Source organism: Pseudomonas sp. A-RE-22, assembly GCF_019956035.1.
Taxonomy (GTDB): domain Bacteria; phylum Pseudomonadota; class Gammaproteobacteria; order Pseudomonadales; family Pseudomonadaceae; genus Aquipseudomonas; species Aquipseudomonas brassicacearum.
Window position 1 is genome coordinate 99,155 of the sequence record NZ_JAHBCZ010000001.1, and the last position, 24,361, is coordinate 123,515.

Sequence of the window (24,361 nt, forward strand, 5' to 3'; positions counted from 1 at the left end):
AGGCATGGCGACATCCAACAATTTCGCGAAACAGTGGTTCGATGCCCGCGGCTGGAAGCCGTTCGCCTTTCAGAAGCAGGTATGGGCCGCGGTCAAGCGGGGGGAATCCGGGCTGCTGCATGCCAATACCGGTGCCGGCAAGACCTACGCCGTCTGGTTTGCCGCCCTCAACCGTTTCGCACGGCCGGCACCGCCGCTGGATAAACCGCGCAAACGTAAACCGCCGGCCGAACCACTGACTGTCCTGTGGATCACGCCGATGCGCGCATTGGCGGCCGACACCGGCAAAGCCCTCGAAGCCCCCCTGGCAGACCTGCACCTGCCATGGAGCGTCGGCCTGCGCACCGGCGATACCAGCGCCAACGAACGCGCCCGCCAGGGCCGGCGCCTGCCCACCACGCTGATCACCACCCCCGAAAGCCTCACCCTGATCCTCGCCCGGGCCGATGCGCACGCCGCCGTCTCGACCCTGCGCATGGTCGTGGTGGATGAATGGCACGAGTTGCTCGGCAACAAACGTGGTGTGCAATTGCAACTGGCCCTGGCGCGCTTGCGGCGCTGGCACCCCGAACTCATCGTCTGGGGCGTCTCCGCGACCCTGGGCAACCAGGCCCACGCCGAACAGGTATTGATCCCGCAAGGTAACGGGATCAGCGTGCGGGGGGCCGATGGCAAGGCGCTGCGGGTCGACACGCTGTTACCCCCGACCCTCGAACGTTTCCCGTGGGCCGGGCATATCGGCCTGAAGATGCTGCCTCAGGTCGTAGCCGAAATCGACGCCAGCAGCAGTTGCCTGGTCTTCACCAACACCCGGGCACAATCGGAAATCTGGTATCAGGCGCTTCTTGAGGCGCGACCCGATTGGGCCGGGCTGATCGCCCTGCACCATGGCTCGCTGTCGCGTGACACCCGGGATTGGGTGGAACAGGCATTGAAGGACGGCCAGCTCAAAGCGGTGGTCTGCACGTCCAGCCTGGACCTGGGGGTGGACTTCCTGCCAGTGGAACGGGTGCTGCAGATCGGCTCGGCCAAGGGCGTAGCCCGACTGATGCAACGGGCCGGGCGCTCCGGCCACGCACCGGGCCGGACCTCGCGGGTGACGCTGGTGCCGACCCACAGCCTGGAATTGATCGAGGCCGCCGCCGCGCAGGACGCCGTGGCCCAACGGCGCATCGAACCGCGCGAATCGCCCCACAAGCCGCTGGATGTCCTGGTGCAGCACTTGGTGAGCATGGCCCTGGGTGGCGGCTTCGTTCCCGACGAATTGTTCGAGGAAGTGCGAGGTGCCTGGGCCTACCGCGACCTCAACCCGGCCGAATGGGCCTGGGCCCTGGCGTTTGTGCGCCATGGCGGCCTGTCATTGACCGCCTACCCCGATTACCGACGCGTCGAACCGGACGAACACGGGATCTGGCGAGTGCCTGACGCACGCCTGGCCCGGCGTCACCGCATGAGCATCGGCACCATCGTCAGCGATGCCAGCCTGCAATTGAAGTTCTGGAGCAAGGGCGGAGGCGGCAAGATCCTGGGTAGCGTAGAGGAAGGCTTCATCGCCCGTCTGCGCCCCGGTGACGGTTTCCTGTTCGCCGGGCGGTTGCTGGAATTGGTCCGGGTCGAGGACATGACCGCCTACGTGCGACGCAGCCAGGCCAGGAAGGCCGCTGTGCCGCGCTGGAACGGCGGGCGCATGCCGCTCTCCAGCGAACTGGCCGCCGCCGTCGTGGCCCGTCTGAGCGAAGCCGCCGCGGGCCGCTTCGAGGGCCCGGAGATGCACGCCGTACAGCCCCTGCTCTTGACCCAACAACGCTGGTCCGGTTTGCCCACGCAAAGCACATTGCTGGCCGAAGCCCTCAAGTCCCGGGAAGGCTGGCACCTATTCCTCTACCCGTTTGCCGGACGCCAGGTTCATCTGGGCCTGGCCAGCCTGCTGGCCTGGCGTGTCAGCCGGCAACAGCCGCTGACATTTTCCATTGCGGTCAACGACTACGGCCTGGAACTGCTCAGTGCCACGGCAGTGGATTGGTCGCAATACCTGACCCCGGGCCTGCTGAGCGTCGATCATCTGCTGACCGACGTGCTCGCGAGCCTGAATGCCGGGGAATTGGCCCTCAGGCGCTTCCGCGAAATCGCCCGGATCGCCGGGCTGGTCTTCGCCGGTTACCCCGGTGCGCCGAAAAGCACCCGGCAAGTCCAGGCGTCCAGCGGGTTGTTCTTCCAGGTGTTCAAGCAATACGACGCCAACAATCTCTTGCTGGCCCAGGCTGGGGAGGAAGTCTTGCGCGAAGAATTGGATATCCATCGACTGGAGCAGACCTTGCAACGCCTCAATACCTTGAAGCTGGACCTGCACGTGATCAAGCGCCCCACCCCGCTCGGGTTTGCGCTGCAGGTGGAGCGATTCCGGGAAAGCATGAGTTCGGAAAAGCTCGCCGACCGCATCCGGCGGATGGTCAGCGAACTGGAAAAGACTGCCGATCGCGGTGACGCCTGATGCCAGCGCCTTACCCCATCAGCCTGGCCGGCGAAGAACTCTGGTTGCTCCCGGAAAAAGCCGTGTACTGGCCCGCCCAGGAAACCCTGATGGTGGCCGATGTTCATTTCGGCAAGGCCGCCGCCTATCGCAGCCTCGGGCAACCGGTGCCCCACGGCACCACCGCCAGCAACATCGCAGTACTGGATGCATTGCTGGCCAGCCTGCCGTGCCGACAGTTGATTTTTCTCGGGGATTTTCTCCACGGTCCCGGCTCTCATGCGCCCGGCACCTTGAAGGCACTTTCCGACTGGCGTGAGCGACATCCGCACTTGGCCATGACGCTGATTCGTGGCAACCACGACAAACGCGCCGGTGACCCGCCGCAAGCGCTGAACATTCGCGTCGTACCGGAGCCGTTGCTTCTGGGCCCTTTCGCCGTGCAACACGAGCCTGCCCCACACCCCAGCCGCCATGTGCTGGCCGGTCACGTGCACCCGGTCTACCACCTGAGCGGCAAGGGCCGGCAACGCCTGCGCCTGGCCTGCTTTCGGCTGGGCAGCGAAATCAGCCTGCTGCCGGCCTTCGGTGCGTTCACGGGCGGTTATCGAGTCGAGCAAGACAGCGATTGCAGAATTTTTGTCATCGGCGATAACGAAATATGGCCCGTCAACTGAAGCACTCTGTGCTATCGCTGGCGGGCCATCGTCTCATCAGGCAACAGGCGCAGGAGGCGGCTCGTCCGGCAGGGTAGGCTCGCCGGGTTCGGTAGGTTGTTCGTTGGGGGTATCGGGATCGGGCTGGCCAGGGATGCCGCCCGCCGCTTCGACAGGATGGGCCAGCAATGACCAGGCCATGACGCCGATCTGATTGGGCTCAAGCCTTGCCAGTTCGGCACTGATTCGCGGATCGATCTTCATAGAGCAACTCCTGAGCGAAGGCCCGCTGCGCTGACGCACAAAAACGGGCAGTACACGCAATAGAGTGTCTGCCCGCCCAGGAATTCCAACAGCTCGTCAGATTCAGGTACGCGGCAGTGTCACACCGCGCTGGCCCTGGTACTTGCCGCCACGATCCTTGTAGGAAACTTCACATTCTTCATCGGATTCCAGGAACAGCATCTGCGCCACACCCTCGTTGGCGTAGATTTTCGCTGGCAGGGTCGTGGTGTTGGAGAATTCCAGGGTCACGTGGCCTTCCCACTCGGGTTCCAGCGGCGTGACGTTGACGATGATGCCGCAACGGGCGTAGGTACTCTTGCCCAGGCAGATGGTCAGCACGTTGCGCGGAATGCGGAAGTACTCGACGGTGCGCGCCAGGGCGAAGGAGTTCGGCGGGATGATGCAAACGTCGCTCTTGACGTCGACGAAGCTCTTCTCATCGAAGTTCTTCGGGTCGACGGTGGCCGAATTGATATTGGTGAACACCTTGAATTCGTCGGCGCAGCGCACGTCGTAGCCGTAGCTGGAGACACCGAAGGAGATCAGCCGGTCGGCGCCTTCGCCACGCATCTGGCGTTCGACGAAGGGCTCGATCATGCCGTGCTCTTGCGCCATGCGGCGAATCCACTTGTCCGATTTGATGCTCATGGCGGTTTCCTGAAATAGCGAGGTGGAAAAAATACGTCCGGCATCTTACTGGGGCGCGGGTCCGAGTTCAAAGCGCGGTACGCAAATCTCGCCGATCCGCCTTGATTTCCGGGTCCTGCCGGCCATCGCCCGCGCCGTCAGTCACCAAATAAGAGAAACCTTCGCAAAGACCATTGGCACATTCTGGAAAAAGGGTTAAGGTGGCGCCACTGTGCTGCTTGTGTCACTGAGAATCTCTACACGATATGTTGAATTTCGATCCAACCATCTACAAGAATTTTTCCTGCTCTTTGCACTCAGTCTCGGCCAGGGTTCTTCCTGAGTCGCAGTTATCTTTGTTCAAGGAGTTACACCATGTCTAATCGCCAAACCGGTACCGTTAAGTGGTTCAACGATGAAAAAGGCTTCGGCTTCATCACCCCACAATCCGGTGACGACCTGTTCGTTCACTTCAAAGCTATCCAATCCGACGGCTTCAAAAGCCTGAAAGAAGGCCAACAGGTTTCTTTCATCGCTACCCGCGGTCAGAAAGGCATGCAAGCTGAAGAAGTTCAAGTTATCTAACTTGTCCTTGCTTTAGTAAAAGGCCCCGCCCTCAAAAGCGGGGCTTTTTTGTGCCTGTCTGTTTTGCAGGCACAAAAAATAATGTGGGAGCGAGCTTGCTCGCTCCCACAGGATTTGTTACTCGCCTGGGTTTACCAGGTCACGCCAAACCCAGCCGTGTAGCGCGTCTTGCTCAAGTCGCTGTCTTCGGTGCCTTCAATGACATCCTTCTCAGCCTTGAGGTTGAGCGACGCCCAATCGGTAACCTTGTAGCGCAGCCCCACTTCAGCGTCATAGGCGTAATCCGCCACGTCGGACAGTGGCTTGCCCACTTCGCCGTTGGTGAAGAACTCGACGCGCTTGCCAATCAGGTAGCGGTTGTAGTCCCACTTCATGGCGACGGAATAGAAGTTGTCCTTGCCGCCGTCGCGGTATTCATAGTCGGTGCGGTTCAACAGCGAGCCCAGCGAGAACGCGCCCAGCTCGTCATCCCAGAACTGATAACCCGGACCGGTACCCACCACGCGCTGACGCGCCAGGTCTTCGACTTTGTCGCGCTTGTAGTTCAGGCGGCCTTGCCAGAACCATTTGTCCGTCAGGAACCGGTCGAGGGAATATTCCAGGCGCCAGTTATCGGCGGAAACCACATCGTCCTGGAACTCACGGTTGTATTCACCCTCGGCGGTGTGCCGCCATCTGCCGTGGCGCGCCGAAGTCTTGAAGTCGATGTCGTAGTCGTCGGTATCTTTTTCCGCACGCTGGTAATCCAGCGCGGCATCGATGTTGCCCTTCCACACCAGATCCTCGACCACCGGCTTGGGCTTGAGGATCTGCTGGATACTGGCCAGATCGACAGTCTTGGGCGCATCACCGTTGGCCAAGGTGACCTTGCCATCCTCGGCCGCATGCAGCGCCTTGGCTTTCTCGCCGGTATAAGCATCCTGCTTGACCAAGAGTTGCTGATCACTTTCCAGCGTCTTGACCTGTTTCCAGTCGATGGGAATCGCGCCGGCGTAATCGGTCTGGATCAGCAACTTGCCGCCATCAAAAACGGTAATCTTGCCACTGAGTTTGTCCCCATTCTTCAACCAGACTGTGTCGGCAAGCAAGGGCATGGAGGCACTGGCAACAGCCAGGCAAAGCAGGGTTCTAGACAACATAAGCGATAAAGGGCTCAAGTTTGCGGTGAAAAGGCGGCATTATCCCCCAGGATGACACCTCAGCAAGGACTGACCCGCGTAAGGGTGATGAGTTCATTTCTCAATCAGCCCAGTAGGAATTAATCTACAGACGGACATCCCCATTTCAGGAACCCTTTACGTGACCGATACCCCAGCGGACACCGAGAACGCCGCCCAAATCCGCCGCACCACCCTTTACCTGACCCTGGCACAGGTGCCAGCGGGCAAGGTAGTCACCTATGGCCAACTGGCTGAAATGGCCGGCCTGGGGCGCGCGGCGCGTTGGGTCGGGCGGACCCTCAGCCAATTGCCGAACGACACGAAACTGCCCTGGCATCGGGTATTGGGTGCCGGCGGTCGGATCAGCCTGCCGGTGGGCAGCGCCTCAGGGGATGAACAGCGCGCACGCCTGCGCATGGAAGGGATCAGCGTCCTGAACAATCGTGTTGATATTCAGCGCCATGGCTGGCGCCCGGTAGAGCACAGCGGTTAGAGTGCGCGCTTTGTTTTCGCAATTTTTGAGGCAGACTCCAGCCCATGCCCCGTAAAACCTGGCGCGCCGCCCTCGCCGCCTATGCCAGTCCCTCGACGCTCGTGCTGTTGCTGCTTGGCTTCGCCGCCGGCTTGCCGTACATGCTGGTGTTTTCCACGCTTTCGGTCTGGTTGCGCGAAGCCGGTGTGGCTCGCGAAACCATTGGCTACGCGAGCCTGATCGGCCTGGCATACGCCTTTAAGTGGGTCTGGTCGCCGCTGCTCGACCAATGGCGCCTGCCGCTGCTGGGTAAACTCGGGCGTCGGCGTTCATGGCTGGTGCTCTCCCAAGGCCTGGTGATCCTCGGCCTGATCGGCATGGGTTTCTGCGACCCACAGAAACACCTGTCATGGTTGATCGCCATCGCCGTTATCGTGGCTTTCGCCTCTGCGACGCAGGACATCGCCGTCGACGCCTATCGCCTGGAGATCGCCGACGACACCCGCCAGGCCGCCCTCGCCGCCAGCTACATGTCCGGCTACCGCATCGCGGCACTGCTGGCCACCGCCGGCGCCCTGTTCTTCGCCGAAGGGTTTGGCTCCACCGGCTTCAGCTACAAACACTCGGCCTGGGCCGGCACCTACCTGCTGTTCGGCGTATTGATGGTCCCGGCGCTGCTCACCTCGCTGTTCATGCGCGAACCGCCGGTGCCGCTGCGCACTCAACTGCAGGCCGGACGCTACTCGTTCGCCCATCAACTGGCGTCGGTGTTCGTGCTGATCGTGCTGCTGGTGTCTGTCCCGGCGATGTTCACCCAGCTCTACAACACCGACTTCGCCAGCGTGCTGTTCGAGGGCGTCAGCCTGCTCGACCTGCTGCTCGAAGACCGCGCATTCCTGCGAGCCATCCTCTATATCATCCTGACCGCCCTATGCCTCTCGGCTGTGGGCCGCCGCGGATTGGCACCGGTGCTGACGCCGGTCAACGATTTCATCCTGCGTTACCGCTGGCAGGCCCTGCTGCTGCTCGGGCTGATCGCGACCTATCGGATGTCTGACACCGTCATGGGCGTCATGGCCAACGTGTTCTACATCGACCAGGGGTTCACCAAGGACCAGATCGCCAGCGTCAGCAAGATTTTCGGGTTGATCATGACCCTCGTCGGTGCCGGCATGGGCGGCCTGCTGATCGTACGTTTCGGTATCCTGCCCATCCTGTTCATCGGCGGTGTCGCCTCGGCCGGCACCAACATCCTCTTCCTGATGCTCACCGACATGGGCGCCGACCTGAAGATGTTGATTGTCACCATCTCCCTGGACAACTTCAGCTCCGGCCTGGCCACTTCGGCGTTCGTCGCCTACCTGTCGAGCCTGACCAACCTGAAATTCTCCGCCACCCAATACGCCCTGCTCAGCTCGATCATGCTGTTGCTGCCACGCCTGATCGGTGGTTATTCAGGCGTGATGGTGGAGAAGTTCGGCTATCACAACTTCTTCCTGATCACCGCGTTGCTGGGCGTTCCGACCCTGTTGCTGATCGCCTTGCACTGGTTCCAGGAGAACCGTCGCCAGGGCTCGACACCCACTGCGGAACCGACGCCCACCCGGCCTGCGGAAGAGTCGTAGGAAACTTCAGAAAACGCCGGGGAAACCGGCGTTCGCATCGGGCGACCGCCCACGCGCCTGTACGCCAAGGCATCTCGCCCGTACAATGCTCCGTCACTTCTCGTCATCAGCAACCGACAACGGCCAACCATGCGCACCAGTCAATATTTGCTCGCCACACAGAAAGAAACGCCTTCCGACGCCGTCGTGATCAGCCATCAGTTGATGCTGCGTGCCGGCATGATCCGCAAACTCGCCTCGGGCCTGTACACCTGGCTGCCGATGGGCCTGCGGGTCATGCGCAAGGTGGAAGCCATCGTTCGCGAAGAGATGGACGCTGCCGGTTCTCTGGAAGTGTTGATGCCGGGCACCCAACCGGCCGAGCTGTGGCAGGAATCGGGGCGCTGGGAAGAATACGGCCCTGAGCTGCTGCGCATCAAAGACCGTCACGGTCGCGACTTCTGTGCAGGCCCGACTCACGAAGAAGTGATCACCGACCTGATGCGCAACGAGTTGAGCAGCTACAAGCAGCTGCCGATCAACCTGTATCAGATCCAGACCAAATTCCGTGACGAAATCCGTCCACGCTTCGGCCTGATGCGCGGTCGCGAATTCATCATGAAGGATTCCTACTCCTTCCACGCCGACCTGGCTTCGCTACAGATCACCTACGACCGCATGCACCAGGCGTACTGCAACATTTTCACCCGCCTGGGCCTGAAATTCCGTCCGGTTGAAGCCGACAACGGCTCCATCGGCGGCGCCGGCTCCCACGAATTCCATGTACTGGCCGAGTCCGGCGAAGACGACATCGTCTTCAGCAATGGCTCCGACTACGCCGCCAACATCGAGAAAGCCGAAGCCGTGCCACGGGAAACCTCCCGCGCCGCGCCGACCGAAGAGTTGCGCCTGGTGGACACGCCGAACGCCAAGACCATTGCCCAACTGGTGGAAGGCTACAATCTGCCAATCGAGCGCACCATCAAGACCCTGATCGTGCGGGCCGAAGAGGAAGGCAAGCTGATTGCCCTGATCGTCCGTGGCGACCACGAGCTCAATGAAATCAAGGCCGCCAACCAGCCAGGCGTCGCCAGCCCGCTGGTCATGGCTACCGAAGCCGACCTGCGCGACGCCATCGGTGCCGGTGCCGGTTCTCTCGGCCCGTTGAACCTGCCACTGCCGATCATCATCGACCGCTCGGTGGAACTGATGAGCGACTTCGCCATCGGCGCCAACGTCGACGACAAGCACTATTTCGGCGTGAACTGGGAACGCGACCTGCCGGTTCCAACCGTCGCGGACCTGCGCAACGTCGTGGCCGGCGACCCGAGCCCGGACGGCAAGGGCACCCTGGAAATCAAGCGAGGCATCGAAGTCGGGCACATCTTCCAGCTGGGCAACAAGTACAGCAAGGCGATGAAGTGCGAAGTGCTGGGCGAAAACGGCAAGCCGGTCACCCTGGAAATGGGTTGCTACGGCATCGGCGTTTCCCGCGTGGTGGCTGCCGCCATCGAGCAGAACAACGACGAGAAAGGCATCATCTGGAGCGACACGCTGGCGCCTTTCCAGATTGCCCTGGTGCCGCTGCGCTATGAAACCGACCTGGTGCGTGAAGCCACCGACAAGCTCTACGCCGAACTGACGGCCGCCGGCTTCGAAGTGCTGCTCGACGACCGCGACAAGAAAACCAGCCCCGGCATCAAGTTCGCGGACATGGAACTGATCGGCATCCCGCATCGGATCGTCGTCAGTGATCGTGGCCTGGCCGAAGGCAACCTGGAATACAAGAGCCGCACCGAGGCCGAGCCGCAAGCGCTGCCGGTCGCCGACGTGCTGTCGTTCCTCCAGGCCCGTATCCGCCGCTGACACCAGATAGAGACGTCATGTTCAAGCGAAACACCTTAGGCCTCGGTGGCGCCGCCCTGTGCGGCGCCCTGCTGGTCAGCGGCTGTGCCAACCAAATGTCACAACGCAGCGAGCACGAAGAGCGGGTCGAGCGCAAATTGCTCGACCACAGCCTGCAGATCGACGTGGGCGAACCCAAGGTGCTCGACCTGCCGCAGCGTCGGGTGCGAATCAATGAGCAGAAGACCTTCGAAGTCACTGAATTCGAGGTCACTCGCCATTACGATCGCTACACGCCGTACCAACCCTGGCGGGAAATTTACGAGGTCCCCCTGGGCGCGGTGGCGGTAGTAGCGGGTGTCGGCGCAAACGTGGTCAATGTGTTCGCCCTCGGCAATCTGCCGGACACCGTGACCCGTGACTGGATCAGCTACGGTTTCGCCGGGCTCAACCCGTTCATGAACGTCCCTTCCCATGGCCGTGCCCAGCAGAACCTGGCGGGCATCGACGAAGTCCAGCGCGACAAGCGTACGGAACACTCGAGTCTGCCTTGGAGCGAACGCCCGGTGGAGGTCAAGGCCGCCCGACAGACCTTCGAGCTGAGCACCGACCGTAACGGCGTGCTGCGCTTGAACCTGCTGGAAAGCCCGTTCGCCGAGCAGGACCTGAGCCAGTTCGGCAAATTGCAGATCAGCGTGACAGATGCCCAGGACGAAGTGCACACCGACTCATCCCTGAGCATCAGCAGCACCTTGCGCAGCAAGCTGCTGGAAGCCCACGCGTTGATCTACGACGACCTGGAAGATGACGAGGTGAGCCAATGGGTGCATCGAGTCAAGCGCCTGTCGGAGCTGGGACTTGAAGAAGAGGCCAGCGAACTGGAGCAGAGCCTGATCGAACTGACCCGCAATGATCCGGAGTTGCAGGCCGAATTCATGAAAGCACTGACCAAGGATGGCGGGCGGTTGGTGGCGGATCCTGGCGTTAACTGAAATCCCCCTATGGCAAGGGGTTGTGTGAGGGCAAGACCTGTGGGAGCAAGGCTTGCCCGCGATAGCGGTCTCAAGGATGCCATCGCGAGCAAGCTTTGCTCCCCAGGATTCCCTTGCCACCAGGACCGCGCCAAGCAGGGGCTCATCGTCAACCTCACCGCTCAAACAACTCCAACTGCTCAAACCCACCGCGCAAATCCTCCAGCCGCACCCCTATCCCCAATAACCGCACCGGCTTGCCGCCCCGGTTGAACGCCTGGGTCAACAGCAGCTGGTAGCTGCCCAGGTCCCGCCCTGCCCCGGCCTGTTCCAGTGTGGTTTGGGTGAAGTCGTGGAATTTCACTTTGACGAATGGTTTGCCCGGTCGATAACTGCTGTCGATCCGCGCCATGCGTCCGTTGAGGGTTTCCATCAGTTCCGGCAGCTTGGCGAGGCAACTCACCAGGTCGGGCAGGTCGACATCGTAGGTGTTTTCCACACTGATGGACTGACGTCGGCTGTCGTTGTGCACCAGCCGCTCATCGATCCCACGAGCCAGGCTCCAGAGCCGCTCACCGAAACTGCCAAATTCGCGCACCAGCGCCAACTTGTCCCATTGGCGCAACTGCAGGCAATCGACGATGCCGAGCCGGTTCAGCTTATCGGCGGTGACCTTTCCAACACCGTGGAGCTTGCTGACCGGCAGGGCCGAAACAAAGTCATCGACCTGGTCGGGGGTGATGACGAACAACCCGTTGGGCTTTTTCCAGTCACTGGCGATCTTGGCCAGGAACTTGTTCGGCGCGACGCCTGCGGACACGGTGATGTGCAACTGGTTGGAAACCCGCCGGCGAATATCCTGGGCGATGCGCGTGGCGCTGCCACCGAAATGGGCACTGGCAGAGACGTCCAGGTAGGCCTCGTCCAGCGACAGCGGCTCGATCAGGTCAGTGTAATCGCTGAAAATCGTATGAATTTCCTTCGACGCTTCCCGATAGGCATCCATTCGTGGCTTGACGATGGTGAGGTCCGGGCAAAGCTTCAAGGCGTGGCCGGAAGACATGGCCGAGCGCACTCCGTAGGCCCGCGCTTCGTAGTTACAGGTGGCAATCACGCCCCGCCGATCCGCCGAGCCTCCCACCGCCAAGGGTTTGCCGGCCAGCCGCGGGTCATCGCGCATCTCGATGGCGGCATAGAAACAATCACAGTCGACATGGATGATCTTACGTTGCGTCATAAATAAAGCAGCAGAGTGTGCGACGAATCGGGGCCACCAGTATCGCACCGGCACCTGTATATAGCACCAGTAGTTTAAAAGATCCTTCGTCGAGACCCGAAAGTGCCTACACAAATTTACTTCTTCAATCGCAATGAAGCCTCCAATAGAGCTTCAACCCTTGCCAGGCTTGCGTCACAGCGCTGTCACAATGCCTTTCTCCAAGGCTAAGCACTTGAAGCGGAACAGTTTTTTATATAGCCAGGGTTGACAGCCGCGCGATTCTCTGTAGAATGCCGCCACACAGACGCGGGATGGAGCAGTCTGGTAGCTCGTCGGGCTCATAACCCGAAGGTCGTCGGTTCAAATCCGGCTCCCGCAACCAAACATCAAAAAAGGCTACTCGAAAGAGTGGCCTTTTTTGTGCGTGCCCGTTTTTGACTGCCTGATCAGAGAGTCGCCGCCTACGCCATCCTACCCACAACCAGTTGTAGGACAATTTCCTTTAAATTCCGAGCGTTTAGGAAGACAAGGGGCGGATCGAGGGTTTATTTGAGCCCATTACCTTTTAACGGTTGACACTCGGGCGTTCGCCTGTAGAATGCCGCCACACAGACGCGGGATGGAGCAGTCTGGTAGCTCGTCGGGCTCATAACCCGAAGGTCGTCGGTTCAAATCCGGCTCCCGCAACCAAATATCAAGAAAGGCTGCTCGAAAGAGTGGCCTTTTTTGTGTCTGGCGAAAAAAGCCCTACATTACAAAGATTTTGTAATTATTTTCCTCCGCGGGGATTGGTAACTTGGCTGGATACCCCCATCCTGTCGCGCATAGCTCAAGAGGTGATTGATGCGCGCCCACTCGTCTGACCCGCAAGACCCTGTTACTGCGACACAACCGATCAAGGCCGAACGATTGCGCTGGCTGGATCGGATCAGTCAATACCGCCAGCCTATTGGTCTCGCGGTAACGTTGCTGCTGTTTGCGATTGCCTTGATTGCCTGTCGCCACTTGCTGAGCGAGCTCGATCTTTACGCCCTGCATGATTCAATTCTGGAAGTGCCACGACCGGCCCTGCTGGGCGCGATCGCCGCCACGGTAGCCGGCTTCATCATTCTTTTAGGCTACGAGTGGTCCGCCAGCCGTTATGCCAGGGTGACACTGCCGCCACAAACCATGGTCCTGGGTGGATTCACCGCGTTCGCCATCGGCAATGCCATTGGCCTGTCACTGCTGTCGGGCGGCTCGGTTCGCTACCGTCTGTATGCGCGTCATGGCCTGGGGGCCTCGGATGTCGCCCACATGACGCTGTTCGCCAGCCTGTCCCTGGGCTGCGCGTTGCCGCCGCTGGCGGCCCTGGCGACGCTCAGCAACCTGCCCGCCGCGTCCACCGCGCTGCACCTGCCTGCGGCTTTGCTGGGGACCATTTCCGTCGCGGTGCTGCTGCTCACCAGCGTGTTGGCCGTCGGCATCTATCGTCGACGCCTGCCGGAACAGCCTCATCGCGACAGCCTGCTGGTAAAAGCCGGGCGCCGCACGCTGCGCCTGCCGGGCCGACGCCTGACCTTCCTGCAATTGGTAATCACCGCGCTGGATGTCGCCGCCGCCGCCACCGTGTTGTATCTGTTGCTGCCCGAAGCGCCGCCGTTCGGCGCCTTCCTGCTGGTGTACCTGCTGGCGCTGGCTGCCGGGGTGCTCAGCCACGTACCGGGCGGTGTCGGGGTGTTCGAAGCGATCCTGCTGGCCGCGTTCGCCGACAAACTCGGGGCCGCGCCACTGGCCGCCGCGCTGTTGCTGTATCGCTTGATCTACGTGCTGCTGCCGATGCTGGTGGCCTGCGTACTGTTGCTGATCAATGAGGCGCAACGGCTGTTCCAGACGCGCCAGACCCTGCGGGCGGCATCGGGTTTCGCGGCGCCAATCCTGGCGGTGCTGGTGTTCCTCTCAGGTGTCGTGCTGTTGTTTTCCGGGGTAACGCCGGAAATCGACACCCGCCTGGAGCACATCGGCTTCCTTATCCCTCATCGGCTGGTCGACGCTTCGCACTTCGGCGCCAGCCTGGTGGGCGTGTTGTGCCTGTTGCTCGCCCAAGGCCTGCGCCGTCGCCTGTCGGCCGCCTGGATGCTGACCACGGTCTTGCTCCTGGTCGGCGCCCTGCTCTCGCTGCTCAAGGGTTTTGACTGGGAAGAAGCCACGCTACTGACGCTGACGGCCACCCTGCTGGCGGTGTTCCGGCGCTCCTTCTATCGTCCGAGTCGCCTGACTGAACTGCCCTTTTCCCCGCTGTTCCTGATCGCCAGTATCTGCGTGCTCGGCGCGTCGATCTGGCTGCTGCTGTTTGCTTACCAGGATGTGCCCTACAGCCATCAACTCTGGTGGCAGTTCACTCTCGACGCCGACGCCCCTCGCGGCCTGCGCTCCCTGCTGGGCGCCGCGGTGCTGCTGGTGGTGGTGTCCCTGACCTGGTTGCTGCGCACCGCGCGACCGGTGATCCATTTGCCGACGGCAGAAGAACTGGAGCGGGCCAAGACGATTCTCATGACGTCTTCGCAACCCGACGGCGGCCTGGCCCTGACCGGCGACAAGGCGTTGCTGTTTCACCCCAATGACGAAGCGTTCCTGATGTACGCCCGCCGTGGTCGCAGCCTGGTGGCGTTGTACGACCCGATCGGTCCTACCCAGCAACGGGCTGAAATGATCTGGCAGTTCCGCGACCTGTGTGACATCCACCATGCCCGCCCCGTGTTCTATCAGGTACGTGCAGAGAACCTGCCGTACTACATGGACATCGGCCTGACAGCCATCAAGCTGGGCGAGGAAGCACGGGTCGACCTCAAGCGTTTCGATCTCGAAGCCAAGGGCAAGGAGATGAAGGACCTGCGCTACACCTGGAACCGCGGCACACGTGACGGCCTGTCGCTGGAGATCCATGAACCGGGCCAGGCGCCGATGGATGAGCTCAAGGTCATTTCCGATGCCTGGCTGACCGGCAAGAACGTGCGTGAGAAAGGTTTCTCCCTGGGCCGTTTCAGCGATGACTACCTCAAGCATTTCCGCATCGCGGTAATTCGTTTCGAGGGCCGGCCGGTGGCGTTCGCCAACCTGCTGGAAACCCACAGTCACGAACTGGCCAGCCTCGACCTGATGCGCGCCCACCCCGAAGCCCCGAAACTGACCATGGAATTCATGATGGTCGGCCTCATCCAGCATTACAAAAACCATGACTACGCCCGCTTCAGCCTCGGCATGGTCCCGCTGTCGGGCCTGCAACCGCGTCGCGGCGCACCGTTGACCCAACGCCTGGGTTCGATGGTGTTCCGCCGTGGCGAGCAGCTCTATAACTTCCAGGGGCTGCGCCGCTTCAAAGACAAATTCCAGCCTGACTGGGAACCTCGCTACATGGCCGTGCCCGCCGGACTCGATCCGCTGGTGGCGCTGGCTGATACCGCCGCCCTGATTGCAGGCGGCCTGACTGGATTGGTGAAACGCTGATGATGCAACGCTCCTGGCGATACGTAGTGGCCGCCCTGCTGGTGCTGGCGGTAATTCTCGGTGGCGGTTACTGGTACTTGAAACGCCCGGCCCCGCAACCAACCCTGGAACAGCTGGCGCCCACCGATGGCGTGGCGATGACGCGGGTCATCCCCGGCACCAAGCCGCGCGCCCAGGTGCTGGTGGCGGTCAATGAAGACCAGAAGCTCAGCGACACGCAGTTGACGACCCTCAGCCGCAGCGGCTCGGCGCAGATCGTCCAAGTGATCCTGCCCAAGGACTGCATGTTGCAAGGTCGCGCCCTGCAGACGGGCCTGCGGCAGCTCCAAGGGCCAGCCACGCTGGTCAGCGGCATCGGCCCTGGCGCCGTGCTGGCCTGGCGCTGGCTGGCCGAGCAGAAGGATGACAAGGCCAAGGCCGTGTCGGTGGACCTGGCCCTGGAAAAACCCGGCTGCACACACTTGCTGCCCAAAAGCGCAGCCCACGGCCACTGGCTGGTGGCCTGGAACGATAACCCCGACGACACCAGCGCCGGCTTCGTACGCGATCAGCGGAATGCCGAGACCAGCATCAGCGACTACGACATCAACCTGCCGCAAGTACTGAACAACGAGCTGCGCAAGATCCTGGTCGGCACTGACAAGGCCAAGGGTGGCCTGAGCATCCCGGTGGTGGAAGTCCCAGCCAGCCAGACGCGGGATACCGTGACCCTGTTTCTCTCCGGAGACGGCGGCTGGCGCGACCTGGACCGCGACGTGGCCGATGAAATGGCCAAGATTGGCTACCCAGTGGTCGGCATCGACACCCTGCGCTACTACTGGCAGCACAAGAGCCCGGAGCAAAGCGCGGCGGATCTGACCGAACTGATGCAGCACTACCGTCAGGTCTGGGGCACCAAGCGCTTCGTCCTGACCGGCTACTCCTTCGGTGCCGACGTGTTGCCAGCCATCTACAATCGCCTGCCAGCCACCGAACAACAGCGGGTCGATGCGATCATCCTGCTGGCTTTCGCCCGCACAGGCAGCTTCGAGATCGAAGTCGAAGGCTGGCTCGGTAACGCCGGCACGGAAGCCGCCACCGGCCCGGAAATGGCCAAGCTGCCAGCCGAGAAAGTGGTGTGCATCTACGGCGGTGAAGAAGCCGACGAAAGCGGCTGTACCGACAAGACCGCCGTGGGCGAGGCCATCAAGCTGCCTGGCGGCCACCACTTCGACGAAAATTACCCGGCCCTGGCCAAGCGCCTGATCGATGAGATCAACAAGCGGCAGAACAAGACAACCGAACAGTGATCTGACGCAGAACAGAGAAAAGCCCCGGCAACCTTACGGTTACCGGGGCTTTTTTGTGCCAGCTCGACTGCACATAGGGCCCCTTGTGGGAGCGAGCCTGCTCGCGATGACGGCAGCACAGTCAACATAACTGCCAACTGACCCACAACCATCGCGAGCAGGCTCGCTCCCACAAAGGTTCACTGGTCATCTTGCATTTGTGCGACCGACAAAAAAGCCCCCGCCGCCGCAAGGCAACGAGGGCTTTTTGTTTTCTGGTCGCTACATCTCCACCTGCGTCCCCAGTTCAATCACCCGGTTCAACGGAAGATTGAAGAAGCGCAGATTGCCGTTGGCGTTCTTCAACATGAAGGCGAACAACGCCTCGCGCCAGCGCGCCATACCTTCGAGTTTCGACGCGATGACCGTTTCGCGGCTGAGGAAGTAGGTGGTGCGCATCGGGCTGAAGTCCAGGTCATCCAGATGGCAGAGCTTGAGTGCCTGCGGGACGTCCGGCTCGTCGGTGAAGCCAAAATGCAGGATCACCCGGAAGAAGCCTTCGCCATAGGCATCGACCTCGAAGCGCCGCTGCGGCGGTACCCGGGGGATGTCTTCGTACACCACCGTCAGCAGCACCACTTGCTCATGCAGCACCTGGTTGTGCAGCAGGTTGTGCAACAGCGCATGGGGCACGGCGTCCGAACGTGCGGTCAGGAACACGGCTGTGCCCTGTACGCGATGGGGCGGTTGCACGCGAATACTGCTGATGAAGATCGGCAGCGGCAGCGCGCCTTCGTCCAGGCGCTCCACCAGCAATTGCTTGCCGCGCTTCCAGGTGGTCATCAACACAAACAAGGCGATACCGGCGATCACCGGGAAAGCGCCGCCCTGAACGATTTTCGGCACGTTAGCGGCAAAGTACAGGCCATCGACCAGCAGGAAACCGATCAATACCGGCACCGCCAGCAGCGGCGGCCATTTCCACAACAACAGCATGACCGCCGAGACCAGGATCGTGGTCATCAGCATGGTACCGGTCACGGCCACGCCATAGGCCGAAGCCAATGCGCCGGAAGATTCGAAACCCAGCACCAGCAGCACCACGCCAACCATCAGTGACCAGTTCACCGCACCGATGTAGATCTGGCCCTGCTCGGCGCTGGAGGTGTGCTGGATATACATGCGCGGGATGTAGCCGAGCTGGATCGCCTGGCGCGTCAGGGAGAATGCGCCGGAAATCACCGCTTGCGAAGCGATCACCGTGGCCAGGGTCGACAGACCCACCAGCGGAATCAGCGCCCAGCTCGGTGCCAACAGATAGAACGGGTTGCGCGCCGCTTCCGGGTCACCCAGCAACAACGCGCCCTGACCGAAATAATTGAGTACCAGCGCCGGCAGCACCAGGATGAACCAGGCCCGTGCAATGGGTTTGCGCCCGAAGTGGCCCATGTCGGCGTACAGCGCTTCGGCACCGGTCAGCGCCAGCACCACGGCGCCGAGGATCGCCACGCCCATGCCCGAATGGACGACGAAGAAACGCACGGCCCAGACTGGGTTCAACGCCTGCAACACTTCCGGGTGTTGGCTGATGCCGTAGACACCGAGCGCGCCGAGCACCAGGAACCAGGTGACCATGATCGGGCCGAACAGGATGCCGATCCGTGCGGTACCGTGGCGCTGGATGATAAAGAGCCCTACCAGCACGACCAAGGACAGTGGCACGACCCAATGATCGATGCCCTCGAACGCCAGGCCAACGCCTTCGATCGCCGAGAGCACGGAAATCGCCGGGGTGATCATGCTGTCGCCATAGAACAACGCCGCCCCGATCAAGCCGCAGACCACCAGCAATTTGCGCAACCGCGCCCGCCCCGCCGCTGCCCGCCGCGCCAGGGCGGTGAGCGCCATGATCCCGCCCTCACCCTGGTTGTCGGCGCGCAGGACGAACATCATGTACTTGATCGACACGACCCAGATCAGCGACCAGAAAATCAGCGAGAGGATCCCCAGCACCCCATCGTGGTTGACAGGTACGCCGTAGGCACCGGAAAACACTTCCTTGAGGGTGTACAGCGGGCTCGTGCCGATGTCGCCATAAACCACTCCGACCGCCGCGACCAGCATGCTCAGCGGTTTCGCTGCCGAATGCTCGGCACCCACCGCCTGACTACTTGCATGACCCATCCAACACTCCTGATTCCAGACCTGGCTTCTTGAACGAAGCACTATGCTTTGTTGAGGCAGCATGCGCTGTTTTACGTATTGTTACAGACGTTTTGTTGACTGTAGCAATCGTCAGAACGCAAAGGCGCGAAGCATAGCGCAGCACTCGTCGCATTTCCCGGTATAAAGCTGGTCAAGCAGCCCGGCCACAGATAGAATTGCGCACTTTTTGATCAGAGGCGCGCCAGGCGCCCTGTCTCGGCAAGAGACGATCCCCCTACACCGAGGTTAGACATGTCCACCACTACCGCGCCAGCCAATCCGAAGGTTGGCTTCGTATCCCTGGGTTGCCCGAAGGCTCTGGTCGACTCCGAGCGCATCCTGACCCAGTTGCGCATGGAAGGCTATGACGTTGTGTCCACCTATCAGGACGCCGACGTGGTTGTGGTCAACACCTGCGGCTTCATCGACTCGGCCAAGGCCGAATCCCTGGAGGTGATCGGCGAAGCCATCAAGGAAAACGGCAAGGTCATCGTCACCGGCTGCATGGGTGTGGAAGAAGGCAACATCCGCAACGTGCACCCGAGCGTGTTGTCCGTGACCGGTCCGCAGCAGTACGAGCAGGTGGTCAACGCCGTGCACGACGTGGTGCCGCCACGCCAGGACCATAACCCGCTGATCGACCTGGTGCCGCCACAAGGCATCAAGCTGACCCCGCGCCACTATGCCTACCTGAAGATTTCCGAAGGCTGCAACCACAGCTGCAGCTTCTGCATCATCCCGTCGATGCGCGGCAAGCTGGTGAGCCGCCCGGTGGGCGATGTGCTCGACGAGGCCCAGCGCCTGGTCAAGGCCGGCGTCAAGGAACTGCTGGTAATCTCCCAGGACACCAGCGCCTACGGCGTCGACGTGAAATACCGCACCGGTTTCTGGAACGGCGCGCCGGTGAAAACCCGCATGACCGAACTGTGCGAAGCCCTCAGCACCCTCGGCGTCTGGGTTCGCCTGCATTACGTCTACCCATACCCGCACGTCGACGAACTGATCCCTCTGATGGCCGCCGGCAAGATCCTGCCGTACCTGGACATCCCGTTCCAGCACGCCAGCCCGAAAGTCCTCAAGGCCATGAAGCGCCCGGCGTTCGAAGACAAGACCCTGGCCCGCATCAAGAACTGGCGCGAGATCTGCCCGGACCTGATTATCCGTTCGACCTTCATCGTCGGCTTCCCCGGTGAAACCGAGGAAGACTTCCAGTACCTGCTGGACTGGCTGACCGAAGCCCAGCTCGACCGCGTCGGCTGCTTCCAGTACTCCCCTGTCGAAGGCGCACCGGCCAACGACCTGGACCTGGACGTGGTGCCGGACGACGTCAAGCAGGACCGTTGGGAGCGTTTCATGGCGCACCAGCAGGCCATCAGCTCGGCGCGCCTGCAAATGCGCATCGGCCGTGAAATCGAAGTGCTGGTGGATGAAGTGGACGAGCAAGGCGCGGTGGGCCGCTGCTTCTTCGACGCTCCGGAAATCGACGGCAACGTCTTCATCGACAATGGCAGCAACCTCAAGCCGGGCGACAAAGTCTGGTGCAAGGTGACCGACGCCGATGAGTACGATTTGTGGGCTGAGCAGATCGGTTGATCCGCGGCTTCACAGATTCAATGTGACACCTGTGGGAGCCGAGCTTGCTCGCGATAGCGGTGCATCAGCCAACATCAACATTGGCTGACACGACGCCATCGCGAGCAAGCTCGGCTCCCACAGGTGTTTTCACAAGCCGAAAAATTGAAAAGCCCCGTCATCATCACAAGATGCGGGGCTTTTTTGCAGCTATCGTATGGAGATATCCAGCACAAGGAACAGGCGGGCATGCGTCAGCATTCGGTCATCCACACACCGAAACCGAGCGATTACCAGGAACTGACCCAGGTGTGGGAGGCATCGGTACGAGCCACTCACGACTTCCTGCCGGACAGCTACATCGAGCTGCTGAAAAACCTGGTGCTCACCCGTTACCTGGATGCGGTGATGCTCATCTGCACCCGGGACGCGCGCCAGCGGATCACCGGTTTCGCCGGCGTCGCGGCCGGCAAGATCGAGATGCTCTTCATCGACCCGCAGCACCGTGGCCAGGGCCTGGGCAAGCAACTGCTGCGCTACGCCATGGAACACCTGAACGCCGATCAACTGGACGTCAACGAGCAGAACCCGCAAGCCCTGGGCTTTTACCTCAAGCAAGGCTTCGAAGTGGTCGGGCGTTCGGCAAAAGATGGCATGAACCAACCCTACCCGCTGCTGCACATGCGCTACAAGCAGCCCGACCTGAAGGCTGGGCGCGGCTAAAAGCGGCATGAGGCAAATGGACCCGCGATTAACCGGCGCCAGGCAGGTACAATGCCCACCCTCTTTTTGTTACGGCCCCCGTCATGACTGACCCGATTCGTCTCTCCAAACGCCTCATCGAACTCGTCGGCTGTTCCCGTCGGGAGGCTGAGCTGTTCATCGAGGGCGGCTGGGTCACCGTGGATGGCGAAGTGATCGATGAGCCGCAGTTCAAGGTCACCACCCAGAAGGTCGAACTCGACCCCGAGGCCAAGGCCACCGCGCCGGAACCGGTGACGCTCCTGCTCAACGTCCCGGCCGGCACGGATGTGGACACTGCCATGGCCTCCCTCGGACCGCAGACCCTGAGCGAAGAACATCGCTTCGGCAAACGCCCGCTCAAGGGCCATTTCCTGCGCCTGACCGCCAGCGCCGACCTGCAGGCCAACGCCAGCGGGCTGCTGGTGTTCACCCAGGACTGGAAAATCTTGCGCAAGCTCACCGCCGACGCCGCCAAGATCGAGCAGGAATACGTGGTGGAAGTCGAAGGCGAGATGGTCGCCCATGGCCTCAATCGCCTGAACCATGGCTTGACCTACAAGGGCAAGGAGCTGCCGGCGGTCAAGGCCAGCTGGCAGAACGAGAACCGCCTGCGCTTTGCCATGAAAAACCCACAGCCCGGCGTGATCGCTCTGTTTTGCCAGGCGGTCGGGCTCAAGGTCGTCGCCATTCGCCGCATTCGCATCGGCGGCGTGTCCATCGGCAAGGTGCCGCTGGGCCAGTGGCGCTACCTCTCTGCCAAAGAGAAATTCTAATTTTCCGGCGCCGCACCGAACCGGGGCGCCCACTGCCGATTGATCAGGACTGCACACATGATTCACAACGACGTACTGCGCAGCGTGCGCTACATGCTCGACATCAGCGACAAGAAAGTCATCGAGATCATCAAGCTGGGCGGACTGGAAGTCTCCCTGGCGGACCTGACGGGCTACCTCAAGAAAGACGAGGAAGAAGGCTTCGTGTTCTGCCCTGACGAGGTCATGGCGCATTTTCTCGATGGCCTGGTGATCTTCAAGCGTGGCAAGGACGAAAGCCGTCCGCCGCAGCCGATCGAAGTGCCGGTGACCAACAACATCATCCTCAAGAAACTGCGAGTGGCCTTCGAGCTGAAGGAAGACGACATGCACGCCATCCTCAAGGCCGCCGAGTTCCCGGTGTCCAAGCCGGAACTGAGCGCGCTGTTCCGCAAGTTCGGCCACACCAACTACCGCCCGTGTGGCGACCAGTTGCTGCGCAATTTCCTCAAGGGCCTGACGCTGCGCGTGCGCGGCTGACCTTGAAGGGCTGCTGAACCTGATCGTTCCCACGCTCTGCGTGGGGAACGCAGCCCGGGAACGCTCCGCGTCCCCAAAAGCGTAACGCGGAGCGTCACTAGAGGCGTTCCCACGCAGAGCGTGGGAACGATCGATCTACTATCTTCCCGACTACCGCATCGATCCCAACCCATGACTTACAGCGTCTCTCCCATCGGCTTCGTCCGCTCCTGCTTCAAGGAGAAGTTCGCCATCCCCCGCCAACCGCAGTTGGCGCCGGCCGCACGTGGTGTGCTGGAGCTGGTGGCGCCGTTTGATCAGGGCGAGGCAGTGCAGGGGTTGGAGCAGGTCAGCCATGTCTGGCTGCTGTTCCTGTTCCACCAGGCGCTGGAAGACAAGCCGCGGTTGAAAGTGCGCCCGCCGCGCCTGGGCGGCAACAAGTCCATGGGCGTGTTCGCCACCCGCGCCACCCACCGCCCCAACGGCATCGGCCAGTCGGTAGTTAAGCTGGAGCGGATCGAAGCCGGGCGGCTGTGGATCTCGGGTATCGACTTGCTGGACGGCACACCGGTGCTGGACATCAAGCCCTACGTGCCCTACGCCGACATCATCGGCTCGGCTTCCAACAGCATCGCCAGCGCAGCGCCTGAATTGATTCCGGTGCAATGGGCGGACACTGCCCTGCTTCAAGCCCGCGAGCACGCCATGCGCCTGGGAGAGCCCCTGGTGGAACTGATTGAACAATGCCTGGCCCAGGACCCGCGCCCGGCGTACCAGGTTCCTACCGCCGAACGGGAATATGGCGCGCAGTTCTGGGACCTGGACGTTCGTTGGCATTACCCGCAGGCGGGGTTGATTCGGGTGTTGGAAGTGATTCCGGCGAAACCGTAGACACCAGAAACGAAAAAGCCCGCGCGGCCTTTATCAGGCGGCGCGGGCTTTTTTTGGTCTGTCATTTGGACCGAGTCGCTACCATCGCGAGCAGGCTCGCTCCCACATTTGATCTGCAGTGACTACAAGAGTGTGTGGTCACACATGCTCCATTGTGGGAGCGAGCCTGCTCGCGATAGCTTTCGGTCAGCCACCGCATAAACCGAGGCTTACTTCTCTACAAACGCCCGCTCGATCAGGTAATCACCCGGCTCGCGCATACGTGGCGAAACGGTCAGGCCGAAGCTGTTGAGCACCTCGCTGGTCTCGTCGAGCATGCTCGGGCTGCCGCACAACATGGCGCGGTCGTCCTGCGGGTTGATCGGTGGCAGGCCGATGTCGCGGAACAGCTTGCCGCTGCGCATCAGGTCGGTCAGGCGGCCTTCGTTCTCGAACGGCTCGCGCGTCACGGTGGGGTAGTAGATCAGCTTTTCACGCAGCGCTTCGCCGAAGAACTCGTTCTGCGGCAAGTGTTCGGTGATGAACTCGCGGTAAGCGACTTCATTGACGTAACGCACGCCGTGGCACAGGATCACTTTTTCGAAACGCTCATAGGTTTCCGGATCCTGGATGACGCTCATGAACGGCGCCAGGCCAGTACCGGTGCTGAGCAGGTACAAATGCTTGCCAGGCTTGAGATCGTCCAGCACGAGGGTGCCGGTGGGTTTCTTGCTGATGATGATCTCGTCGCCTTCCTTCAGGTGTTGCAGCTGGGAAGTCAGCGGACCATCAGGCACCTTGATGCTGAAGAATTCGAGATGCTCTTCCCAGTTCGGGCTGGCAATCGAGTAAGCGCGCATAAGCGGGCGGCCATTGGGCTGTTGCAGGCCGATCATCACGAACTGACCGTTCTCGAAGCGCAGGCCCGGATCGCGGGTGCACTTGAAGCTGAACAGAGTGTCGTTCCAGTGATGAACACTGAGGACACGCTCGTGGTTCATGTTGCTCATGTACGGGGACTCCTGGGAATAATGCCTGCGCCGATAATCTG

General features: G+C 61.4%; 20 protein-coding genes and 2 tRNA genes. 16 read left to right on the forward strand and 6 right to left on the reverse strand.

The window, feature by feature from the left end:
* The first annotated feature begins 4 nt into the window (after positions 1-4).
* Together KGA89_RS00470 and pdeM are read left to right on the forward strand one after the other, a co-directional pair.
* Positions 5-2,491, forward strand: coding sequence for a ligase-associated DNA damage response DEXH box helicase (locus KGA89_RS00470; RefSeq protein WP_003198399.1), 2,487 nt, complete (start codon positions 5-7; stop codon positions 2,489-2,491).
* Positions 2,491-3,147, forward strand: a complete 657-nt coding sequence (gene pdeM, locus KGA89_RS00475; protein ID WP_013692411.1) for a ligase-associated DNA damage response endonuclease PdeM — start codon at positions 2,491-2,493, stop codon at positions 3,145-3,147. Before KGA89_RS00470 ends, pdeM begins: the two co-directional genes overlap by 1 nt.
* Before the next feature lie 36 nt (positions 3,148-3,183).
* Here pdeM and KGA89_RS00480 read toward each other — a convergent pair whose 3' ends face one another.
* Positions 3,184-3,390, reverse strand: a complete 207-nt coding sequence (locus KGA89_RS00480; protein ID WP_003184748.1) for a hypothetical protein — start codon at positions 3,388-3,390, stop codon at positions 3,184-3,186.
* A 102-nt stretch (positions 3,391-3,492) separates the two neighbouring features.
* Positions 3,493-4,059 (reverse strand): dCTP deaminase, encoded by a 567-nt coding sequence (gene dcd, locus KGA89_RS00485; RefSeq protein ID WP_003184751.1) that lies wholly within the window; start codon positions 4,057-4,059, stop codon positions 3,493-3,495.
* Between the two features lie 354 nt (positions 4,060-4,413).
* Between dcd and KGA89_RS00490 the strand changes: the two genes are divergently transcribed.
* Positions 4,414-4,623, forward strand: a complete 210-nt coding sequence (locus tag KGA89_RS00490) for a cold-shock protein (RefSeq protein ID WP_002554837.1) — start codon at positions 4,414-4,416, stop codon at positions 4,621-4,623.
* A 131-nt stretch (positions 4,624-4,754) separates the two neighbouring features.
* Here the strand turns inward: KGA89_RS00490 and KGA89_RS00495 are convergent, their stop codons facing one another.
* Positions 4,755-5,762 carry a DUF481 domain-containing protein gene (locus tag KGA89_RS00495; protein ID WP_223470194.1) on the reverse strand — a complete coding sequence of 336 codons (1,008 nt, stop codon included), beginning with the start codon at positions 5,760-5,762 and terminating at the stop codon, positions 4,755-4,757.
* Positions 5,763-5,898: 136 nt separating this feature from the next.
* Here KGA89_RS00495 and KGA89_RS00500 point away from each other — a divergent pair, with 136 nt between their 5' ends.
* From KGA89_RS00500 to KGA89_RS00515, 4 genes are all read left to right on the forward strand, one after another.
* Positions 5,899-6,276, forward strand: a complete 378-nt coding sequence (locus KGA89_RS00500; protein ID WP_411740633.1) for an MGMT family protein — start codon at positions 5,899-5,901, stop codon at positions 6,274-6,276.
* Positions 6,277-6,320: 44 nt separating this feature from the next.
* Positions 6,321-7,880, forward strand: coding sequence for an AmpG family muropeptide MFS transporter (locus tag KGA89_RS00505; protein ID WP_003198391.1), 1,560 nt, complete (start codon positions 6,321-6,323; stop codon positions 7,878-7,880).
* 129 nt (positions 7,881-8,009) lie between these two features.
* A complete protein-coding gene (locus tag KGA89_RS00510) occupies positions 8,010-9,725 on the forward strand; it encodes a proline--tRNA ligase (protein WP_003198389.1) in 1,716 nt (571 codons plus the stop codon).
* 17 nt (positions 9,726-9,742) lie between these two features.
* Positions 9,743-10,696, forward strand: coding sequence for a hypothetical protein (locus KGA89_RS00515; protein WP_223470196.1), 954 nt, complete (start codon positions 9,743-9,745; stop codon positions 10,694-10,696).
* Between the two features lie 154 nt (positions 10,697-10,850).
* On the opposite strand, the gene dinB is transcribed toward KGA89_RS00515, so the two are convergent.
* Positions 10,851-11,912: a DNA polymerase IV gene (dinB, locus tag KGA89_RS00520; RefSeq protein WP_003198386.1), complete on the reverse strand. Its 1,062-nt coding sequence runs from the start codon at positions 11,910-11,912 to the stop codon at positions 10,851-10,853.
* Positions 11,913-12,199: 287 nt separating this feature from the next.
* Here dinB and KGA89_RS00525 point away from each other — a divergent pair.
* The 4 genes from KGA89_RS00525 to KGA89_RS00540 all read left to right on the forward strand — a co-directional run bounded on the left by KGA89_RS00525 (position 12,200) and on the right by KGA89_RS00540 (position 16,669).
* Positions 12,200-12,276: transfer RNA gene (locus KGA89_RS00525), tRNA-Met, on the forward strand.
* Positions 12,277-12,507: 231 nt separating this feature from the next.
* Positions 12,508-12,584, forward strand: a tRNA-Met gene (locus KGA89_RS00530).
* A gap of 153 nt (positions 12,585-12,737) precedes the next feature.
* Positions 12,738-15,380 (forward strand): bifunctional lysylphosphatidylglycerol flippase/synthetase MprF, encoded by a 2,643-nt coding sequence (gene mprF, locus KGA89_RS00535; protein WP_223470197.1) that lies wholly within the window; start codon positions 12,738-12,740, stop codon positions 15,378-15,380.
* Positions 15,380-16,669: a virulence factor family protein gene (locus KGA89_RS00540; RefSeq protein ID WP_003198382.1), complete on the forward strand. Its 1,290-nt coding sequence runs from the start codon at positions 15,380-15,382 to the stop codon at positions 16,667-16,669. Before mprF ends, KGA89_RS00540 begins: the two co-directional genes overlap by 1 nt.
* A gap of 261 nt (positions 16,670-16,930) precedes the next feature.
* Here the strand turns inward: KGA89_RS00540 and KGA89_RS00545 are convergent, their stop codons facing one another.
* Positions 16,931-18,772 carry a potassium transporter Kup gene (locus KGA89_RS00545; RefSeq protein WP_373557702.1) on the reverse strand — a complete coding sequence of 614 codons (1,842 nt, stop codon included), beginning with the start codon at positions 18,770-18,772 and terminating at the stop codon, positions 16,931-16,933.
* Positions 18,773-19,105: 333 nt separating this feature from the next.
* Between KGA89_RS00545 and rimO the strand changes: the two genes are divergently transcribed.
* From rimO to tsaA, 5 genes are all read left to right on the forward strand, one after another.
* Positions 19,106-20,446 (forward strand): 30S ribosomal protein S12 methylthiotransferase RimO, encoded by a 1,341-nt coding sequence (gene rimO / locus KGA89_RS00550; RefSeq protein ID WP_003198379.1) that lies wholly within the window; start codon positions 19,106-19,108, stop codon positions 20,444-20,446.
* A 228-nt stretch (positions 20,447-20,674) separates the two neighbouring features.
* Complete coding sequence (locus KGA89_RS00555; RefSeq protein WP_003198377.1) at positions 20,675-21,148, forward strand: GNAT family N-acetyltransferase; 474 nt, start codon at positions 20,675-20,677, stop codon at positions 21,146-21,148.
* Between the two features lie 83 nt (positions 21,149-21,231).
* Entirely contained in the window at positions 21,232-21,942 is a 711-nt protein-coding gene (locus tag KGA89_RS00560; RefSeq protein ID WP_003198375.1) for an rRNA pseudouridine synthase, read from the forward strand.
* A 57-nt stretch (positions 21,943-21,999) separates the two neighbouring features.
* A complete protein-coding gene (locus KGA89_RS00565) occupies positions 22,000-22,461 on the forward strand; it encodes a DUF1456 family protein (protein ID WP_003198373.1) in 462 nt (153 codons plus the stop codon).
* Positions 22,462-22,632: 171 nt separating this feature from the next.
* The gene (gene tsaA, locus KGA89_RS00570; RefSeq protein ID WP_223470198.1) at positions 22,633-23,331 is read left to right on the forward strand and encodes a tRNA (N6-threonylcarbamoyladenosine(37)-N6)-methyltransferase TrmO; all 699 of its coding nucleotides are present in this window, start codon (positions 22,633-22,635) and stop codon (positions 23,329-23,331) included.
* Positions 23,332-23,540: 209 nt separating this feature from the next.
* Here tsaA and fpr read toward each other — a convergent pair whose 3' ends face one another.
* Positions 23,541-24,320 (reverse strand): ferredoxin-NADP reductase, encoded by a 780-nt coding sequence (gene fpr, locus KGA89_RS00575; RefSeq protein WP_003198368.1) that lies wholly within the window; start codon positions 24,318-24,320, stop codon positions 23,541-23,543.
* Between the last annotated feature and the right edge of the window lie 41 nt (positions 24,321-24,361).

Coding starts and splice junctions, on each gene's coding strand:
- KGA89_RS00470 (WP_003198399.1), top strand. CDS start 5: ATGGCGACATCCAACAATTTCGCGAAACAGTGGTTCGATGCCCGCGGC.
- pdeM (WP_013692411.1), top strand. CDS start 2,491: ATGCCAGCGCCTTACCCCATCAGCCTGGCCGGCGAAGAACTCTGGTTG.
- KGA89_RS00480 (WP_003184748.1), bottom strand. CDS start 3,390: ATGAAGATCGATCCGCGAATCAGTGCCGAACTGGCAAGGCTTGAGCCC.
- dcd (WP_003184751.1), bottom strand. CDS start 4,059: ATGAGCATCAAATCGGACAAGTGGATTCGCCGCATGGCGCAAGAGCAC.
- KGA89_RS00490 (WP_002554837.1), top strand. CDS start 4,414: ATGTCTAATCGCCAAACCGGTACCGTTAAGTGGTTCAACGATGAAAAA.
- KGA89_RS00495 (WP_223470194.1), bottom strand. CDS start 5,762: ATGTTGTCTAGAACCCTGCTTTGCCTGGCTGTTGCCAGTGCCTCCATG.
- KGA89_RS00505 (WP_003198391.1), top strand. CDS start 6,321: ATGCCCCGTAAAACCTGGCGCGCCGCCCTCGCCGCCTATGCCAGTCCC.
- KGA89_RS00510 (WP_003198389.1), top strand. CDS start 8,010: ATGCGCACCAGTCAATATTTGCTCGCCACACAGAAAGAAACGCCTTCC.
- KGA89_RS00515 (WP_223470196.1), top strand. CDS start 9,743: ATGTTCAAGCGAAACACCTTAGGCCTCGGTGGCGCCGCCCTGTGCGGC.
- dinB (WP_003198386.1), bottom strand. CDS start 11,912: ATGACGCAACGTAAGATCATCCATGTCGACTGTGATTGTTTCTATGCC.
- mprF (WP_223470197.1), top strand. CDS start 12,738: ATGCGCGCCCACTCGTCTGACCCGCAAGACCCTGTTACTGCGACACAA.
- KGA89_RS00540 (WP_003198382.1), top strand. CDS start 15,380: ATGATGCAACGCTCCTGGCGATACGTAGTGGCCGCCCTGCTGGTGCTG.
- KGA89_RS00545 (WP_373557702.1), bottom strand. CDS start 18,772: ATGCTGGTCGCGGCGGTCGGAGTGGTTTATGGCGACATCGGCACGAGC.
- rimO (WP_003198379.1), top strand. CDS start 19,106: ATGTCCACCACTACCGCGCCAGCCAATCCGAAGGTTGGCTTCGTATCC.
- KGA89_RS00555 (WP_003198377.1), top strand. CDS start 20,675: ATGCGTCAGCATTCGGTCATCCACACACCGAAACCGAGCGATTACCAG.
- KGA89_RS00560 (WP_003198375.1), top strand. CDS start 21,232: ATGACTGACCCGATTCGTCTCTCCAAACGCCTCATCGAACTCGTCGGC.
- KGA89_RS00565 (WP_003198373.1), top strand. CDS start 22,000: ATGATTCACAACGACGTACTGCGCAGCGTGCGCTACATGCTCGACATC.
- tsaA (WP_223470198.1), top strand. CDS start 22,633: ATGACTTACAGCGTCTCTCCCATCGGCTTCGTCCGCTCCTGCTTCAAG.
- fpr (WP_003198368.1), bottom strand. CDS start 24,320: ATGAGCAACATGAACCACGAGCGTGTCCTCAGTGTTCATCACTGGAAC.